Origin of the sequence: Microtetraspora fusca, from assembly GCF_001570365.1 — a bacterium.
GTDB classification, from domain to species: domain Bacteria; phylum Actinomycetota; class Actinomycetes; order Streptosporangiales; family Streptosporangiaceae; genus Microtetraspora; species Microtetraspora fusca.
Genome location: NZ_BBYK01000041.1, coordinates 151,925 through 170,433 on the forward strand (window position 1 = coordinate 151,925; position 18,509 = coordinate 170,433).

Sequence of the window (18,509 nt, forward strand, 5' to 3'; positions counted from 1 at the left end):
CCCCGCCCGCCGTTTCCGTGCCCGTCGCACCCGCCGGGAGTCCCGTGCCTGCCGCGGCCCCTTCGGCGGTCGCCCCCGCCGCCGTTCCGGTCGCCGCGCCTGTCACCGCGCCCCCCGAAGCGGCGCTCGCGGCCCCGGCGGCCGCACCGGCCGGTTGCGCGGCCGCCGACGTGCCGACGGGCGCCCCGGGTGCCGTCGTTCCGGTCGCCGCGCCCTCGCCGGTCGCCGTGGCCGGCGTCCGCGCGGTTCCCGGCGCGCCCGAGGGAGTCGGCGGCCGGAGCAACGCCGCTCCGGCGATGCCGCCTCCGAGCGCCAGGAACGCCCGCCTGCCGATCATGGGCGAGTCGCTCGCCGTGCCGGCCACCCCGTCAGGGGGCGGGCCGTCCGGCGAGGAGTCGCCGGAAACCGCGGCCTCCACAGCCGGCGTGAGACCGCGTGTGCGCACGACATCGGGAGCCGACCCGAGGTCGCCGGAACGTGCGGGCTCACCAGCCGGCGTGAGACCGCGGTGGAACACGGACATGTTGACCCTCCCCGAAGTGAGCGTGGATTCTCGGGGTTTCCACGACCGTTGGGGAGGTCGAAGCGATCGTCCCCAGGGGCGGAGACGGCTACTCCTCGCGGTCGGATAGTGACAGGTATGTCCGCTGCTCTGTCCAGCGCCCCGTATGACGCCATTTCCGCTGGGTCTCGCCGGTCTCAGGAATGCCGGGCGACCCGCTCCCGCCGCCTCGTCCGCGGGCGCTCACATGGCCGCTTCACCGCAGACCGGCGGTGACCCGGGCATCGGTGTGGCGAGGACATGAGGGACGCCGCGTCGTCAGGACGTGGGCGCGGCGGCTCCGCCGGCGGAGGTGGCGGGGTGAGAAGCAGGACGTGCGCGCGGCGGGGCCGGCCGGGGCCCGCGAGGTCGTTCGGACTCCGGACGCGATGTGGCGCTTCACATGGACGCGGGCCGCGGCGCTGTGGCCGCGGCGGCTGTCACGGGATGGCGGCGAGGAAGCGCTCCCGCTCCTCTTCGGGCAGGTGGTCGATGAAGAGGACGCCGTCCAGGTGGTCGGCCTCGTGCTGGAGCACCCGCGCCAGCGTGCCGATGGCGCGCACCGTGATCGGCTTGCCGTACATGTCACGGCCGCGGGCGACGGCGGCGAAGGAGCGTTCCAGCGGCCACCACATCCCGGGAGCCGACAGGCACGCCTCGTCGGCCCGGAGCAGCCGGCCGGAGACCTCCAGGCGCGGGTTGACGATGTGGCCCGCCCGCCCGTCCACCTCGAAGGCGATCACCCGGAGCGGGACGCCGATCTGTGGCGCGGCGAGCCCCGCCCGTCCCGTCCCGGCCCGCATGGTCGCGGTGAGCACCCGGACGAGGTCGCGTACAGACCGGTCGAAGGTGGTGACCGGCTCGGCTACGCCACGTAGCGAAGGATCACCGAACATTCGGATCTGCCGGACACTCATGCACACTCCCCGCGGCTACGACGACACCACAACGAAATGCCCACACCGGGCGCGGTCCAATCGGGTAGATCCCTTATTACACCGTCGATGTGATGGATTCGATGGCTCGCCGCGCGCCATGTGTGATCTTCGGCTGATCGCAGAAAGTAATCGTCCGTAGAGTGCCGCCGGGTGCGCGTGGCCGGTCAGCCGTCGGTGCCGCGGTCCCTGCGCCTCAGGTAGCGCTCGAACTCGGCCGCGATGGCGTCGCCGCTCGCCTCGGGCAGGTCGGTGGCGTCCTTGCGCTCCTCCAGCTCGCGGACGTACTCGGCGACCTCGGTGTCCTGCGCGGCCAGCTCGTCCACGCCGTGCTCCCACGCCCTGGCCTCCTCGGCCAGGTCGCCGTACGGCATCGGCAGGTCGAGCATGTCCTCGATCCGGCGCAGCAGCGCGAGGGTGGCCTTGGGGTTCGGCGGCTGGGCGACGTAGTGCGGCACCGACGCCCACAGCGAGACGGTCCGCAGGCCGGCCGAGCCGAGGGTGTGCTGGAGCACGCCGACGATGCCGGTCGGACCCTCGTATTTCGTCAGCTCCAGGTTGAGCGCGCGCGCCATCCCGGGGTCGCTCACCGAGCCGGTGATCGGCACCGGCCGCGTGTGCGGCGAGTCGTTGAGCAGCGCGCCCAGCAGCACCGCCAGCTCCACGCCGAGATCGTGGCACAGGCCCACGATCTCCGCGCAGAACGAGCGCCAGCGCATGTTCGGCTCGATGCCGCGCAGCAGCAGGACGTCGCGCCCCGCGCCCGGCGGGCGGGCGAGCAACAGCCGGGTGGTCGGCCAGACGATGGACCGGGTCATGCCGTCGTCGCCCGTCTCCACCAGCGGCCGGGTCACCTGGAAGTCGTAGTACTCCTCCGGGTCCAGCTCGACCAGCGGGGTGGCCTTCCACTCCGACTCAAGGTGCGCGAGCACTCCGCTGGACGCCTCGCCCGCGTCGTTCCATCCTTCGAACGCGGCGATCAGCACCGGGTCGACGAGCTCAGGGAGCCCTTCGAGCTCGATCACGCGCCGCCTCCTCACTGGCCCACAGGGATGTGACCTTCCCATAAGACTATTCGGTGGGGAGCCCCCGGTGTCACCCACGCGCCCAACATGATCGTCCGTTCCGGCGCGGGAGGGAACCGGGCGCGGGCCGCGGCTCGTTCTTGTCGGCCATCGCGTTCGATAGGCTCCGCGCGGGGCCGGATAGGCTTGGCGCATGACGAGTGGACTGTCCTTCCGTAGAGCCCTGTCCGAGCGTGTGCTTGTGGCGGACGGGGCGATGGGCACCATGCTGCAGTCCTACGACCCGACCCTTGACGACTTCCAGGGGCACGAGGGCTGCAACGACGTCCTCAACGTCAGCAGGCCCGACATCGTGCGGGCCGTGCACGACGCCTACCTCGCGGTGGGCGTCGACTGTGTCGAGACCAACACCTTCAACGCCAACCATGCCGCGCTCGGCGAGTACGGCATCTCCGACCGCATCTTCGAGCTGTCCGAGGCCGGGGCCCGCCTCGCCCGCGAGGAGGCCGACCGCTGGTCCACTCCGGACCACCCCCGCTTCGTCCTCGGCTCGATGGGCCCCGGCACCAAGCTCCCCACGCTCGGCCACCTGCCGTACGCCACGCTTCGCGACGCGTACCGCGACAACGCGGCGGGCCTGATCGCCGGCGGCGCCGACGCCATCATCGTCGAGACGTGCCAGGACCTGCTCCAGGTGAAGGCCGCCGTGGTGGGCGCCAAGCGGGCCGTCGAGGCGGCCGGACGCGACGTGCTGATCATCGCCCAGGTGACGATCGAGACCAACGGCGCCATGCTGCTCGGCTCGGAGATCGGGGCCGCGCTGACCGCGGTCGAGCCGCTCGGCGTCGACATGATCGGCCTCAACTGCGCGACCGGGCCGACCGAGATGAGCGAGCACCTGCGCTACCTGGCCCGGCACTGCCGGCTGCCCCTGTCGTGCATGCCCAACGCCGGCCTGCCGGAGCTCACCGCCAACGGCGCCCACTATCCGCTCACGCCCGCGGAGCTCGCCGACGCGCACGAGGCGTTCACCCGCGACTACGGCCTCGCCCTGGTCGGCGGCTGCTGCGGCACCACCCCCGAGCATCTGCGCCACGTCGTCGAGCGCATCCGCGGCCGGCGGCGCGAGGCCCGGCGTCCCCGCCCCGAGGCGGGCGCGTCCTCGCTCTACCAGCACGTGCCGTTCCGGCAGGACACCTCCTTCCTCGCCATCGGCGAGCGCACCAACGCCAACGGGTCCAAGGCGTTCCGCGAGGCGATGCTCGCGGGGAACCACGAGGAGTGCGTCGAGATCGCCCGGGCGCAGGCCCGCGACGGCGCCCACATGCTGGACCTCTGCATTGACTACGTCGGCCGCGACGGCGTGAACGACATGCGCGAGCTGGCGTTCCGGTTCGCCACCGCCTCCACGCTGCCGATCGTGATCGACTCCACCGAGCCCGCCGTCATCGAGGCCGGCCTCGAGATGCTCGGCGGCCGTGCCGTCATCAACTCGGTCAACTACGAGGACGGTGACGGGCCCGACTCCCGGTTCACCCGGATCATGCGGGTGGTCAGGGAGCACGGCGCGGCCGTCGTGGCGCTGACCATCGACGAGGAGGGCCAGGCTCGTACGACCGAGAGCAAGGTCAGGATCGCCGACCGCCTCATCGAGGACCTGGTCCACAACTGGGGCATGCGGGTCGAGGACATCATCGTCGACTGCCTGACGTTCCCCATCGCCACCGGCCAGGAGGAGACCAGGCGCGACGGCTTGGAGACCCTGGAGGCGATCCGCGAGCTCAAGCGGCGCCACCCCACCGTGCAGACGACGCTGGGCGTCTCCAACGTGTCGTTCGGCCTGAACCCCGCCGCCCGCATGGTGCTGAACTCGGTCTTCCTCAACGAGTGCGTCAACGCCGGGCTCGACTCGGCGATCGTCCACGCGTCCAAGATCCTGCCGATGTCGCGGATCCCCGACGAGCAGCGCCAGGTCGCGCTCGACATGGTGTACGACCGGCGCCGCGAGGGCTACGACCCGCTGCAGCGGTTCATGGAGCTGTTCGAGGGCGTGGACGCCGCCGCGCTCAAGGCGGGCAAGGCCGCCGAGCTGGCCGGGCTCCCGCTGTGGGAGCGGCTCAAGCGCCGCATCATCGACGGTGAGAAGAAGGGCCTGGAGGCCGACCTGGACGAGGCCCTCGCGCAGCGGCCCGCCCTGGAGATCATCAACGAGGTGCTGCTCGACGGCATGAAGACCGTCGGCGAGCTGTTCGGCTCCGGCGAGATGCAGCTCCCGTTCGTGCTCCAGTCGGCCGAGGTGATGAAGACCGCGGTCGCCTACCTGGAACCCCACATGGATCGCGTCGAGGGGGCCGGCAAGGGGCGCATCGTCCTCGCCACGGTCAAGGGCGACGTGCACGACATCGGCAAGAACCTCGTGGACATCATCCTGTCCAACAACGGCTACGAGGTGGTCAACCTCGGCATCAAGCAGCCGGTGTCGGCGATCCTGGAGGCCGCCGAGGACAAGAAGGCCGACGTGATCGGCATGTCCGGGCTCCTGGTGAAGTCGACGGTCATCATGAAGGAGAACCTGGAGGAGATGAACTCCAGGGGCATCGCCGAGAGGTACCCCGTGCTCCTCGGCGGCGCCGCGCTGACCCGGGCGTACGTCGAGCAGGACCTGGCCGACCTGTTCCGGGGCGAGGTCCGCTACGCCAGGGACGCCTTCGAGGGCCTGCGCCTGATGGACGCCTTCATGGCGGTCAAGCGCGGTGAGGAGGGCGCGGAGCTGCCCGCGCTGCGCACCCGCCGGGTGAAGACCGGCGCGGTCCTCACCCGCACCCCGGTCGAGGAGCTGCCCGCCAGGTCCGACGTCGCCGCGGACAACCCCGTCCCGCGCGCGCCTTTCTTCGGCGACCGGGTGGTCAAGGGCATTCCGCTCGCCGACTACGCGTCCTTCCTCGACGAGCGGGCCACCTTCATGGGCCAGTGGGGCCTCAAGGCGGCGCGCGGCGGCGAGGGGCCGTCCTACGAGGAGCTCGTCGAGCTGGAGGGCCGCCCGCGGCTGCGCATGTGGCTGGAGCGGCTGCAGACCGAGGGGCTGCTCGAGGCGGCCGTCGCCTACGGCTACTTCCCGTGCGTCAGCGAGGGCGACGACCTCGTCATCCTCGACGAGGCCGGCAACGAGCGCACCCGCTTCACGTTCCCGCGCCAGCGCCGGGACCGGCACCTGTGCCTGTCCGACTTCTTCCGGTCGCGCGACTCGGGCGAGGTGGACGTGGTCGCCTTCCAGGTCGCCACGATGGGCAGCCGCATCAGCGAGGCCACCGCGGAGCTGTTCGCGAAGGACTCCTACCGCGACTACCTGGAGCTCCACGGCCTGTCCGTCCAGCTCACCGAGGCGCTCGCCGAGTACTGGCACTCCCGGGTCCGCTCCGAGCTGGGCATCGGCGGCGACGAGACGCTCGCCGACATGCTCAAGGTCAACATCACCGGGTGCCGCTACTCCTTCGGCTACCCGGCCTGCCCGAACCTGGAGGATCAGGTTCAGCTGATGGAGCTGCTCGACCCCTCGCGGATCGGGGTGACCCTGTCGGAGGAGTTCCAGCTCCACCCCGAGCAGGCCACGTCCGCGCTCGTGGTTCACCACCCGGAGGCGAAGTACTTCAACGTCTGACCGGCCCCGCCCGCGATCAACCGGGTGCGCCCGTATAGCATGGCTGACCTGCGCATCCGTTGATCGTGGCCTCTTGGGGCTCCCCCTGGCACGCGGCGACGCGCCTGGATCACCCGGTACGGCGAAGCGGCAAGGGGGAAGCTTGGACGCGGTTCTCTTCGACATGGACGGGTTGCTGGTCGACACCGAGAAGGTGTGGTTCGAGGTGGAGGCCGAGGTGGTGGCCCGCCTCGGCGGCACCTGGGGGCCCGAGCACCAGGAGCAGCTCGTGGGCGGCTCGTGGGAGCGCAGCATCGCCTACATGCTCAGGGTGACAGGGACCGACGTGGAGCCGTCCGTCGTGGGGGAGTGGCTGCTCGACGGCATGGAGCGGCGGCTCGCCGACGGGGTCGAGACCATGCCGGGCGCCCTCGAACTGCTCCGCGCGATCACCGACGAGGGCGTGCCCATCGCGCTGGTCACCTCGTCGCTGCGGGTGATCGCCGACTCGGTGCTGAAGTCCGTCGGTCGCGAGCACTTCGACATCATCGTCACCGCCGACGACGTCACCTGGACCAAGCCGCACCCCGAGCCGTACCTCACCGCGACCAGCCTGCTCTCGGTCGATCCCGCGCGCTGCGCGGTGCTGGAGGACTCCCCGAACGGCGTCGCCTCCGCGTCGGCGGCCGGGTGCCGGGTGGTCGCCGTGCCCAGCCTGGTGTCCATCGACCCCGCGCCCGGGCGGGTCGTCGTGCCGTCGCTGCGCCACGTGGACGTCGCGCTTCTGCGCGGCCTCATCGGCTGACCGGCTCCTCCCGGGCGATCGCCTCGGTGCGGCTCCTCGCGGCGCGTCCCTGACCCCGTCCGCGCGATCTCAGGGGGATCTCAGGGTCCTCCCGGCGATCTCGCGGCGCTCGCCCGGCGGCGGCGCGTGCCAGGATGGAACGAACGCCGTAAGAGGAGCATTCATGTCCTTCACCGCCATCGCCTGGACGCCGCTGTGCGTGGGAATCACCGTCGTGGGGCTCGTGCTGAGCTACCTGGCGTTCCGCCGCCGGGGGCTGGCCGCCGGGCTGCGCGCCATGGCGTGGTCGTTGCTGCCGCTCGCCGCGCTGCTGACCGGGATCCTGGAGACGCTGTGGAACGTCGTCTCCACGCTGGTGTCCTTCGTGACCGGTCTGGTCCTGTCGCCCATGGTGTGGACGGGCATCGTCCTGGCCGGCCTGTCCGTCTTGCTCTTCGTCGTCTCCGGCGCGTTGCGCGGGCGTGCCATCGCGCGGGGCCGCGCGAGCGGCGCCGCGGACGCCTCCGGGACGGCCTCCGCCGGAAAGCCCGCTGCCGCCGGAAAGCCCGCCGCCACGGGGAAGCCGGCTGCGCCGGCCGGGACGGCCAAGCCGGTCGAGCGTTCCGCCCAGCCCGCCGCGGCGGACGACTTCTCCGACATCGAGGACATCCTCCGGCGGCGTGGCATCGACTGAGACCTCCCGGCCGCTCCGGGGCGCTTCGGCGCGGAGCGGCGCGTGGTCGGCCGAGCACTGCTCGTAAGATCTCGAATGGTGAGAATGTCATGGTTCCGAGACGCAACTGAAACGGCTCTCGGACATTCCATCCAAGATCAGTACGAATGAGTTTCGCGTCAATCACAGTTGGGCCACATAGACCCCCTTTGGGCTTGTTTACCCAGTTCAGAACGTAGATCCTCCCTTCTGGGACCCGGGGGCCTGCCGGGACCGCACGAGAACGTCTGGAACCCAGGGGGCCAACACGCATGGCCGTGCGAAGCAAGGTCGTCCACACACGGAGCGCCGTGTCGCTCGCGTGGGCGCACCGGGAGCCCACGAGCGAACGCGACGACCGTTCGCCGCTTGAGAGCCTGGAGGCGCGGTGACCGCCCCGCTCGACCCGACCGCCCCGGCCGTGGTGGCCGCTCCGAGCGGGCTGCCGGCCGGAACCATCCAGGGGCGTTCGCTGGGCCAGATCGCCTGGATGCGGCTGAAGCGCGACAAGGTCGCCATGGGCGGCGCCGTCGTCGTCGTCCTCCTCATCCTGATCGCGATATTCGCGCCGGTGCTCGTGGGCTGGTTCGGCCACCCGCCGAACGAGTTCCACCAGGAGATGATCGACCCGTCCACCATGACGCCCAAGGGCGGCACCGGCATCAGTGGGGACTTCCTGTTCGGCGTCGAGCCGCTCAACGGCCGCGACATCTTCAGCCGCGTGCTGTACGGCGCGCGGATCTCGCTGCTCATCGCGTTCTTCGCCACGCTGCTCTCGGTGGTGATCGGGACGGTCATGGGCGTCGTCGCCGGCTTCTTCGGCGGCTGGGTGGACACGCTGATCAGCCGGGCGATGGACGCCTTCCTCGCCTTCCCGCTGCTGGTCTTCTCCCTCGCCCTCATCGGCGTCCTGGCCCAGTTCGAGACGTCGCTGGCGGTGAAGGGCGACACGCTCAGGATCCTCCTGCTGATCTTCGTGATCGGCTTCTTCAACTGGCCGTACATCGGGCGCATCATCCGCGGTCAGACGCTGTCGCTGCGCGAACGGGAGTTCGTGGACGCGGCGCGCAGCCTGGGCGCGCGCGGGCCGTACATCCTGTTCCGGGAGATCCTGCCGAACCTGATCGCGCCCGTCCTCATCTACGCGACGCTGCTGATCCCGACCAACGTGTTGTTCGAGGCGGCGCTCTCGTTCCTCGGCGTCGGCATCCCCGCGCCGACGGCGACCTGGGGCGGCATGCTCTCGGACGCCGTGAAGTACTACACCGTCCCGCACTTCATGTTCTTCCCGGGCATGGCGATCTTCATCACCGTGCTCGCCTTCAACCTCTTCGGGGACGGGCTGCGCGACGCCCTGGACCCCAAGTCGTCCCGCTGAACCCTCATTCCATCCCCGTAATCCCTATGAGCAAGGGGTGCTAGTAAATGACGAAGAAATCCGCCGCGGCCGTGGTGGCCGCGACCGCCGCTCTCGCCCTGGGCCTCACGGCCTGCGGCGGCGGCGACGGCGGCACCAAGAAGACGGAGGGCGGCAACTCCGGCGCCTCCGCCGCCAAGGACGTGGCGAACGGGGCTCTCGAGGCGGTGTTCAACCCTTCCGACAAGAAGGGCGGCACCCTCAAGATGGCCGTCTCCGAGGACTGGGACTCGGTCGACCCCGGTGACACGTACTACGCGATGTCCTGGAACCTCCTCCGGATCTACGGCCGCCCGCTCGTGACGTTCAACCCCGGGGCGGGCGCCAAGGGCCGCGAGCTGGTACCCGACCTCGCGGAGAGCCTGGGCACCCCGAGCGACGGCGGCAAGACGTGGACCTACAAGCTCCGCGCCGGCGTCAAGTTCGAGGACGGCGCGGCGATCACGTCCAAGGACGTGAAGTACGCGGTGCTGCGGTCGATGGACAAGACCACCCTCGTCAACGGCCCCACCTACTTCAACGACTGGCTGGACCTGCCGAAGGACTTCAAGAGCGTCTACAAGACGCCGGACGTCAACACCGACCAGGCCATCGAGACGCCGGACGACCAGACGATCGTCTTCCACCTGAACCGCCCCTACGGCGGCTTCGACTACTTCGCCGCGCTTCCCGGCACGGTCCCGGTGCCGAAGGCCAAGGACGACGGCGTGAAGTACCGCGACCACGTCGTGGCCTCCGGGCCGTACAAGTTCGAGAAGGTCGAGGCCGGCAAGCAGTACACGCTGGTCCGCAACGAGAACTGGGACCCGGCGACCGACCCGATCCGCAAGGCGCTCCCGGACCGGTACGAGATCTCCCTCGGCGTCAACGCGGACGACCTGGACAACCGGCTCATCGCCGGCGACCTGCACGTCGATGTCGCCGGCTCCGGCGTCCAGCCCGCCGCGCTCAGTCGCGTGCTGTCCGACCCGGCGATCAAGGCCAGGACGGACAACCCGACCCAGGCGCGCACCTGGTACACCTCGATCATCGGCGACGTTCCCCCGCTGGACAACATCGACTGCCGCAAGGCCGTCATCTACGCCGCGGACCGGGTCGGCCTGCAGAACGCCTACGGCGGCGAGTTCGCCGGCGGCGACATCGCGTCCAGCCTGATGCCGCCGTCGATCGGCGGGTGGAAGAAGCTCGACCTCTACCCGACCGGCACCGGCGACGTGGAGAAGGCCAAGGCGGCGCTGGCGGCGTGCGGCCACCCCGACGGCTTCGAGACCAACATGGCGTACCGCGCGGACCGGCCGAAGGAGAAGGCCACCGCCGAGTCGCTGCAGCAGGCGCTCGCCAAGGCCGGCATCAAGCTCACCCTCAAGGGCTACCCGACCAGCGACTACTTCGCGCTGTACGCCGGCAAGCCGGACTTCGTGAAGAAGAACAGCATCGGTCTGGCCACCAACGGCTGGGGCGCCGACTGGAACGACGGCTTCGGCTTCATGTCGCAGATCACCGACAGCCGCACGATCCGCGCCTCGGGCGGCAACTACAACCTCAGCGTGAAGAACCCCGAGATCGACGCGCTGATCGACAAGGCGTACGTCGAGACCGACACCGCCAAGCGTGACGCGCTCTGGGGCGAGGTCGACCAGAAGGTGATGGAGAACGCCTACGTGCTCCCGAGCGTCTACGCGAAGTCCGTCATGGTGCGCGGCACCGGCATGACCAACGTGGCGGTCAGCGGTGCCTGGGACATGTACGACTACCTCAACCTGGGCGTCGCGTAACCGGTCCGGCAATCCGTTCAGTAAGCCAGGGCGGAAGGGGGCCGGCCCACGCGGCCGGCCCCCGGAGCCGGGGGGACTGTGGTCACATACATCATCAGGCGCATCATCGGCGCCGTGCTCATGCTCGCGGTGGTGAGCATGGTCACCTTCGCGATCTTCTTCGTGGTGCCCCGCGCGGCCGGTGCCACGGCCGATGACTTCGCGGCTCGGTACGTCGGGAAGTCGGCGACCGAGGAGACCGTCGGCAACCTCGCCGATCGGCTGGGATTCAACGACCCCGTGGTCGTCCAGTACGGCCGGTGGGTCAAGGGCATCGTCGCCGGAGCCGAGTACGACACGGGAGCAGGCGTGGAGAACTGCCCCGCCCCCTGCTTCGGCTACTCCTTCATCAGCCACCAGCCGGTCTGGAACGACCTGCTCGACCGCCTTCCGGTCACGGTGTCCCTGGCGTCCGGGGCGGCGGTGATCTGGGTGCTCGCGGGCGTCGCGACCGGCGTGTTGTCGGCGCTGCGCAAGGGCAGTGTCTTCGACCGCGCCGCCATGGGCATCGCGCTCGCCGGTGTCTCGCTGCCGGTCTTCTTCACCGGCATCGTCTCGCTGGTGATCTTCAGCTATGGCATGGGCATCACCGCGCCGGGCGGAAGCTTCACACCGATCACGGAGAACCCGGCCGAGTGGGCGTACAACATGATCCTGCCCTGGATCACGCTGGCGTTCCTCTACGCCGCCGGATACGCGCGGCTCACCCGGGCCGGGATGCTCGAGACGATGGGTGAGGACTACATCCGCACCGCGCGGGCGAAGGGCCTGCCCGAGCGCACCGTGATCACCAAGCACGGGCTGCGCGCCGCGCTGACCCCGATCGTGACGATCTTCGGTCTCGACTTCGGCCTGCTGCTCGGCGGCGCGGTGCTGACCGAGAGCACCTTCTCTCTCAACGGCGTGGGCAAGTTCGCGATCACCGCGATCCTGAAGAACGACCTGCCCCAGATCATGGGCGTGACGATGCTCACCGCGTTCTTCGTCGTCGCGGCGAATCTGATCGTCGACCTGCTGTACGCCGTGGTCGACCCGAGGGTGAGGCTGGCGTGACCTTCCTGGAACTGAAGGATCTGCGGATCCACTTCCCGAGCGACGACGGCCTCGTCAAGTCGGTGGACGGGCTCTCGTTCCGGCTGGAGCGGGGCAAGACCCTCGGCATCGTCGGCGAGTCCGGCTCGGGCAAGAGCGTCACCAGCCTCGGCATCCTCGGCCTGCACAAGGGCGGCCGCGCCAAGATCTCCGGCGAGATCTGGCTGGACGGCGAGGAACTCGTCAGCGCGAGCGCCGAGCACGTGCGCACGCTGCGCGGCAAGAAGATGGCGATGATCTTCCAGGATCCGCTGTCCGCGATGCACCCGTTCTACACGGTCGGCGCGCAGATCATGGAGGCGTACCGGATCCACCACGACGTGAGCAAGAAGGTCGCGCGCAAGCACGCGATCGAGATGCTCGACCGGGTCGGCATCCCACAGCCGGACCGGCGGGTGGACAGCCACCCGCACGAGTTCTCCGGCGGCATGCGGCAGCGCGCCATGATCGCCATGGCGCTGAGCTGCGACCCCGAGCTGCTCATCGCGGACGAGCCGACGACGGCCCTCGACGTGACCGTGCAGGCGCAGATCCTCGACCTCATGCGCGACCTGCAGCGCGACTTCAACGCCGCCCTGATCATCATCACCCACGACCTGGGCGTGGTCGCCGAGCTGTCCGACGACATCCTCGTGATGTACGCGGGCAAGGCCATCGAGTACGGCACGGCCGAGGACATCTTCGAACGGCCGGAGCACCCGTACACCTGGGGTCTCCTCGGCTCGATGCCCCGCCTGGACCGGGAGCGCACCGAGCGCCTCCTGCCGATCAAGGGCTCGCCGCCCTCGCTGATCAACGTGCCGTCGGGGTGCGCCTTCCACCCGCGCTGCGTGTACGCCGACCGCACCGGCGGCAGGTCCACCTCGGACGTCCCCGAGCTCCTGGAGAGCGAGGGCGGCCACCTGGTGCGCTGCCACCTGTCCCGCGACGTCCGTCGCGCCGTCTGGGAGAACGAGATCAAGCCCAACCTGGAGGCGTCGTGAGCGAGCGTGGGACGCCGGCCGGAGCCGGTGCGGCCCGAGAGCCTCTGCTGAGCGTGCAGGACCTGCAGAAGCACTTCCCGGTCACGAAGGGGCTGCTCAAGCGGCAGGTGGGCGCGGTCAAGGCCGTGGACGGCATCAGCTTCGACGTCGTCAAGGGCGAGACCCTCGGCCTGGTCGGGGAGTCGGGCTGCGGCAAGACGACCACCGGACGGCTGATCACCCGGCTGATCGAGCCGACCGGCGGCAAGATCTCCTTCGAGGGCCACGACATCACCCACATGTCGCAGGGGCGGCTGCGGCCGCTCCGCCGTGACATGCAGATGATCTTCCAGGACCCGTACAGCTCGCTGAACCCCCGCCACACGGTCGGCGCCATCGTCGGCGCGCCGTTCCGGATCCAGGGGATCCAGACCGAGCAGGGCACCAAGAAGGCGGTCCAGGAGATCCTGGAGATGGTCGGGCTCAACCCCGAGCACTACAACCGCTACCCGCACGAGTTCTCCGGCGGTCAGCGCCAGCGCATCGGCATCGCGCGCACGCTCGCGCTCAAGCCCAAGCTGATCATCGCCGACGAGCCGGTGTCCGCGCTCGACGTGTCGATCCAGGCACAGGTGGTCAACCTCCTGGAGGACCTGCAGGACGAGCTCGACCTCACCTACGTGGTGATCGCGCACGACCTGTCGGTGGTCCGGCACATCAGCGACCGGGTCGCGGTGATGTACCTCGGCAAGATCGTCGAGCTGGCCGACCGCAAGAGCCTGTACGAGTCGCCGATGCACCCGTACACGAACGCGCTCCTGTCGGCGGTGCCCGTCCCGGACGTGAAGCGGCGCAAGGAGCGCGACCGCATCCGGCTGCTGGGGGACGTGCCCTCGCCGCTCAACCCGCCGCCGGCGTGCCGTTTCCACACCCGCTGCTGGAAGGCGCAGGAGATCTGCTCGCAGGTCGAGCCGCCGCTGCTGGCGCTCGCGTCCGGCCACCAGGTGGCCTGCCACTTCCCGGAGAACGCCCCCGCGTCCGGGGACGCGGGCAAGGCGCCCGCGGCGACGGACGGGAACGGTACGCAGGAAGAGGCCGCGCCGGGGGAGGGCGCGCCGACCTCATCGTGACGCCCGGTCACGCCGGGCGGCCCCTCAGGAACGGGCCCCCGGCGTGATCAGCCCGGTCTCGTAGGCGAGGACGACGGCCTGCACCCGGTCGCGCAGGGACAGCTTGGTCAGCACGTTGCCGACGTGCGTCTTCACCGTGGTCTCGCTGACCACCAGCTTCGCCGCGATCTCGGCGTTCGACATGCCCTTGGCGATCAGCTGGAGCACCTCGAGCTCGCGCTCGGTCAGCCGGTCGAGGCGGGCCGGGACCGCGCGCTCCTGCGCCGACGGCAGCCGGTTGGCGAACCGGTCGAGCAGTCGCCGGGTGACGCTCGGCGCCACGATCGCCTCGCCCCCCGCCACCACCCGGATCGCCTGCACGAGGTCGTCCGGCGGCACGTCCTTCAGCAGGAACCCGCTCGCCCCGGCGCGCAGCGCCTCCACGATGTACTCGTCCAGGTCGAACGTGGTCAGCACAAGGACCTTGGGCACGTGGGCGCTGGCCGACGCCTCCCGCACGATGCGCCGGGTCGCCTCGATGCCGTCCATGCCCGGCATCCGGATGTCCATGAGCACGACGTCGGGCAGCAGCGCCCGGGACTGCTCCATGGCCGTCGCGCCGTCGCCCGCCTCGCCGACGACGGTCACGTCCTGCTCGGCCTCAAGGATGAAGCGGAATCCGGTACGCAGCAGCGGCTGGTCGTCCACCAGCAGTACTCTGATCGGCATCATCTGTCCTTGAGGGGGAAGCGGGCCCTGACCTCGAACCCGCCCCCGTCGCGGGGACCGATTCGCAGGACTCCACCATAAAGGGCGACCCGCTCCTTGATGCCCACGAGACCGTGACCGGTCCGGGCGGGAAGCTCGGGCTCCGGCGCCGGGCCGCGCCCGTCGTCCTCCACGTGGACCAGCAGCTCGCCGCTGTCCCGGCGTACGGTCACCCACGCCCTGGCCTCCGGTCCCGCGTGCCTGAGGCTGTTCGTGAGCGCCTCCTGGATGAGGCGGTAGGCGGCGAGGTCGACGCCGGGCGAGAGCGCCGGCAGGTCGCCCCCCGCGCCGCCCTCGACGCTCAGCTCGGTGCGCAGGCCGGCCTCGCGCATCTGGTCGACCAGCGTGGGCACGTCCTGCATACCCGGCTGCGGCCCGCGCTCGGCCGGACCGTCGGTGCGCAGCACCCCCACGATGTTGCGCATCTCCGACATCGCCGTGCGCCCCATCTCCTCGATGGCGGTCAACGCGTCCCGCGCCACGTCCGGCTTGACCGCCAGCATCTTGCGCGCCGCGGCGGCCTGGACCGTCATGACGCTCACGTGGTGCGCCACGACGTCGTGCAGCTCCCGGGCGATCCGGGACCGCTCCTCGGCCCTGGCGGCCCGGGTGTCGGCCTCCCGCGCCCGCTCCAGCCGGTCGGTACGGTCGACCAGCTCGGCGAGATAGGCGCGGCGCAGCCGCACGCTGCGACCGCCGGTCCAGCAGAACATGGTGACCACCACCGCGATGACGTGGTCCGCCCAGGAGAGCGGCTCGTGGCCCAGCAGCGAGCCCACGGCGTAGGCGAGGCCGGTGACGGCGAGGGCGATCAGGCTGACCGCGAGCCCCCGGTGCGCGGCGGCCGAGTAGAGGAGGATCAGCATCGCGACGCCGCCCAGCCCCGGGCTGAGGCCGAGCGCGTGGAGGGCCACATCGGGCAGTGCGGCGAACGCCAGGGCGATCAGCGGGCTGCGGCGGCGCAGCGCCACCGGCAGCGTGCACAGCGCGGCCAGGACGAGGCCGAGCGCGCCGGGGGCGCGCGGCTCCATCGCCGGAACGCCCGTCAGTCCGTCGCCCACCAGCAGGGCGAACGCGAGCGACGCCGCGGTGAGGACCGCCGCGACAGCCGAGTCGGTGATCAGCGCGTGCGATCGGATCGAGGATCTCGCACTGCCGGGGGTGGAGCGCACGCCTCCAATTTACGGACCCGGCCTGGGAGACCGACCCTGCCCTGGGCGGATATCCGGCTCGTCCGAAGGGATGAGCCCCCGCGCCGGCACGTCAGGCGCCGCCACCCGCCGGGCCCGTCACGGGTCGCCGCACCCGCCGGGCGGCGCGTGTCACAGCTCGTCGGTGGCAGCCCGGTGGCTGCTCCTGCGCGAGCCGAGCCCCGGGTCGCGGTCGGGGACGGGCGGGGGAGTGCCGCCGAACTCGGGGCACAGCGCCTGGTGGTCGCACCAGTCGCACAGCCGCGAGCGCCGGGCCCGCCACTCGCGCGACCGCAGCGAGCGCTCGATCGCCTCCCAGAGCGCCTGGACCTTCCGCTCGGTGGCCCGCAGGTCGGCCTCGTCCGGCACGTACCGGATGATCTCGCCGTTGCCGAGGTACATGAGCTGGAGCATGCGCGGCACCGTGCCGCGCAGCCGCCACAGCGCCAGGGCGTAGAACCGCATCTGGAACAGCGCCTTGGCCTCGAACTCCGGGCCCGGCGCGCTGCCCGTCTTGTAGTCGACGACCCGCACCTCGCCGGTCGGCGCCACGTCCAGCCGGTCGATGTAGCCGCGCAGCAGCAGCCCGCTGTCCAGCACCGCCTCGACGTACATCTCGCGCTCGGCCGGTTCCAGCCGGCTCGGGTCCTCCAGCGTGAAGTACCGCTCGACCATCCCCCTGGCCTCGGTGAGCCAGCGGTCCCGCTCCTCGTCGTCGGAGAACAGCCCGCCGTACTCGGGGGCCTCGTCGAGCAGCCGCCGCCACTGCGGTTCGAGCAGATCCTGCGCCGCCGCCACCGTGCGGGCCCCCGAGGGCAGGTCGTACAGCCGCTCCAGGACGGCGTGGACCAGCGTGCCGCGGACCGCGGCAGGGGAGGGCTTCTCGGGGAGCTGGTCGATCACCCTGAACCTGTAGAGCAGCGGGCACGTCATGAAATCGCCGGCACGGGAAGGGGAGAGGGCGCCGATGATCGCGCGCTCTTCGGTGAGAGCCATGTCCCGCACTGTAGGCCACCACGCTGACAGAAACCCTCCCGGTGCCCGAACGGCCCGCGTCAGGCGTGGCCTGCGGCCACGCCGCGGCGCGTACCATCAAGGCCAAGGAGGAAGACGACCACCATGAGTACCCCTGTGAATGGCTCCCCCGGCCTGCGGATGGGACGGCCGTTCGGCATCCCGGTCTACGTCTCGCCGACCTGGCTCCTCGTGGCCGCCTTCATCACCTGGAGCGCCGAACCGTGGTTCGCGGCCTACCTCCCCGGATACGGCCGCCCCGGTACGTACGCGGTGGCGCTGCTGTTCGCGGTGCTGCTCTATCTGTCGGTGCTCGCGCACGAGCTGGCCCACTGCGTGGTCGCCAAGCACTACGGCTACCCGGTGCGCAGGATCGTCCTCTACATGCTCGGCGGGGTCTCGGAGATCGAGCGCGAGCCGGACGCCCCGGGGCGCGAGTTCCTCGTCGCGGCGGCCGGCCCGGCGCTCTCGCTGGGCCTCGGCGGCCTGGGGTACCTGCTGCTCACCTTCGCCGTGCCGTCCGAGGGCCTCTTCTACGTGCTCGTCTACCAACTCGCCTGGGCCAACCTGATCGTCGGGATCTTCAACCTGGTGCCCGGCCTCCCGCTCGACGGCGGCCGCATCCTGCGGGCCGGCGTGTGGAAGATCACCCGCAACCCCGGCAGCGGCACCATCGCCGCCGCCTGGGTCGGCCGGGGCCTCGCCGTCGTCATGATCGCCTGGCCGCTCCTGACGTCCGTCATGACCGGGCAGGAGATCGATCTCCCGCTGATGGTCTGGGCGGTCATCCTGGCCTCGTTCATCTGGATGGGCGCCACGCAGTCGCTCCGGGTGGCCAGGGTGCGCGCCCGCCTTCCCCACCTCCGCGCCCGCACCCTCGCCCGCCGCGCGATGCCGGTGACCGCCGAGGTGCCGCTGTCGGAGGCGCTGCGCCGGGCGCAGGACGCGGGCGCCGGAGCCATGGTCGTGGTCGACCACGAGTCCCGCCCGGTGGCCATCGTCAACGACGCCGCGGTGAAGGCCACGCCGGAGCACCGGCGGCCCTGGGTGAACGTCGGCGCCCTGGCCCGCACCCTGGAGCCGTCGCTGGTGCTCGGGGCCGACCTGGAGGGCGAGCCGCTGCTCGACGCCATGCGCGGCACCCCGTCAGGGGAGTATCTGCTGGTCGAGCGCGGCGGCGAGATCTACGGCGTGCTCGTCACCTCCGACGTGAACCGGGTGTTCTCCGGAGTCTGACGGCGCGTCCGGCCGCGGGACGCCGATCCGACCTCCCCACTCGTCTACTGGGGGCAGGTGCGACTAGTGTTCTGATCAAACCGATCAGGAGCGTGCAGTGGCCAGCCCTCGAAGCGTCGGCGCACCGACCCGCGAGCCGTCCGGCGTCGTGCCCGCGCCCCGTACGGCGGCGGGCCGACCGGACGTCCGGGCGCGGGCGTCCCGGAGTGGACGGCCTCAGGAAGGCTCTATGCCGTTCTTTTTGCTACGTTCTGGGGTGATCGACCTGGTGTC

14 protein-coding genes and 1 pseudogene are annotated in these 18,509 nt (G+C 70.8%); 9 read left to right on the forward strand and 6 right to left on the reverse strand.

Features of this window, described 5'->3' with window-relative positions:
- The 3 genes and pseudogenes from AWQ68_RS43470 to AWQ68_RS08070 form a co-directional block, all read right to left on the reverse strand.
- A pseudogene (locus AWQ68_RS43470) lies at positions 1-523 on the reverse strand (hypothetical protein); the annotation flags it as partial.
- Between the two features lie 458 nt (positions 524-981).
- Positions 982-1,458 carry a peptide deformylase gene (locus tag AWQ68_RS08065; RefSeq protein WP_066937082.1) on the reverse strand — a complete coding sequence of 159 codons (477 nt, stop codon included), beginning with the start codon at positions 1,456-1,458 and terminating at the stop codon, positions 982-984.
- Positions 1,459-1,643: 185 nt separating this feature from the next.
- A complete protein-coding gene (locus AWQ68_RS08070) occupies positions 1,644-2,501 on the reverse strand; it encodes a PAC2 family protein (protein WP_066937085.1) in 858 nt (285 codons plus the stop codon).
- A gap of 193 nt (positions 2,502-2,694) precedes the next feature.
- Between AWQ68_RS08070 and metH the strand changes: the two genes are divergently transcribed.
- From metH to AWQ68_RS08110, 8 genes are all read left to right on the forward strand, one after another.
- A complete protein-coding gene (metH, locus tag AWQ68_RS08075; protein WP_066937089.1) occupies positions 2,695-6,159 on the forward strand; it encodes a methionine synthase in 3,465 nt (1,154 codons plus the stop codon).
- Between the two features lie 142 nt (positions 6,160-6,301).
- Positions 6,302-6,943 (forward strand): HAD family hydrolase, encoded by a 642-nt coding sequence (locus tag AWQ68_RS08080; RefSeq protein WP_066937092.1) that lies wholly within the window; start codon positions 6,302-6,304, stop codon positions 6,941-6,943.
- A gap of 163 nt (positions 6,944-7,106) precedes the next feature.
- Positions 7,107-7,616, forward strand: coding sequence for a cellulose synthase (locus AWQ68_RS08085; RefSeq protein WP_066937095.1), 510 nt, complete (start codon positions 7,107-7,109; stop codon positions 7,614-7,616).
- Positions 7,617-8,022: 406 nt separating this feature from the next.
- On the forward strand, positions 8,023-9,012 hold the full coding sequence (locus AWQ68_RS08090; RefSeq protein ID WP_066937098.1) for an ABC transporter permease: 990 nt from the start codon (positions 8,023-8,025) through the stop codon (positions 9,010-9,012).
- Positions 9,013-9,059: 47 nt separating this feature from the next.
- Entirely contained in the window at positions 9,060-10,826 is a 1,767-nt protein-coding gene (locus AWQ68_RS08095) for an ABC transporter substrate-binding protein (RefSeq protein WP_066937100.1), read from the forward strand.
- Positions 10,827-10,904: 78 nt separating this feature from the next.
- Positions 10,905-11,918: an ABC transporter permease gene (locus tag AWQ68_RS08100; protein ID WP_066937102.1), complete on the forward strand. Its 1,014-nt coding sequence runs from the start codon at positions 10,905-10,907 to the stop codon at positions 11,916-11,918.
- On the forward strand, positions 11,915-12,940 hold the full coding sequence (locus tag AWQ68_RS08105) for an ABC transporter ATP-binding protein (RefSeq protein ID WP_066937105.1): 1,026 nt from the start codon (positions 11,915-11,917) through the stop codon (positions 12,938-12,940). The genes AWQ68_RS08100 and AWQ68_RS08105 overlap by 4 nt, the downstream gene beginning before the upstream one ends.
- Positions 12,937-14,049: an ABC transporter ATP-binding protein gene (locus tag AWQ68_RS08110; protein WP_066937108.1), complete on the forward strand. Its 1,113-nt coding sequence runs from the start codon at positions 12,937-12,939 to the stop codon at positions 14,047-14,049. Before AWQ68_RS08105 ends, AWQ68_RS08110 begins: the two co-directional genes overlap by 4 nt.
- 24 nt (positions 14,050-14,073) lie before the next feature.
- Here the strand turns inward: AWQ68_RS08110 and AWQ68_RS08115 are convergent, their stop codons facing one another.
- From AWQ68_RS08115 to AWQ68_RS08125, 3 genes are all read right to left on the reverse strand, one after another.
- The gene (locus AWQ68_RS08115) at positions 14,074-14,757 is read right to left on the reverse strand and encodes a response regulator (RefSeq protein ID WP_066937111.1); all 684 of its coding nucleotides are present in this window, start codon (positions 14,755-14,757) and stop codon (positions 14,074-14,076) included.
- Complete coding sequence (locus tag AWQ68_RS08120) at positions 14,757-15,968, reverse strand: sensor histidine kinase (RefSeq protein ID WP_066937114.1); 1,212 nt, start codon at positions 15,966-15,968, stop codon at positions 14,757-14,759. Before AWQ68_RS08120 ends, AWQ68_RS08115 begins: the two co-directional genes overlap by 1 nt.
- 150 nt (positions 15,969-16,118) lie before the next feature.
- Positions 16,119-16,982 carry a RecB family exonuclease gene (locus tag AWQ68_RS08125; protein ID WP_066937713.1) on the reverse strand — a complete coding sequence of 288 codons (864 nt, stop codon included), beginning with the start codon at positions 16,980-16,982 and terminating at the stop codon, positions 16,119-16,121.
- A gap of 123 nt (positions 16,983-17,105) precedes the next feature.
- On the opposite strand from AWQ68_RS08125, the gene AWQ68_RS08130 reads away from it, so the two are divergent.
- A complete protein-coding gene (locus AWQ68_RS08130) occupies positions 17,106-18,236 on the forward strand; it encodes a site-2 protease family protein (protein WP_066937117.1) in 1,131 nt (376 codons plus the stop codon).
- The last annotated feature ends 273 nt before the right edge of the window (positions 18,237-18,509 follow it).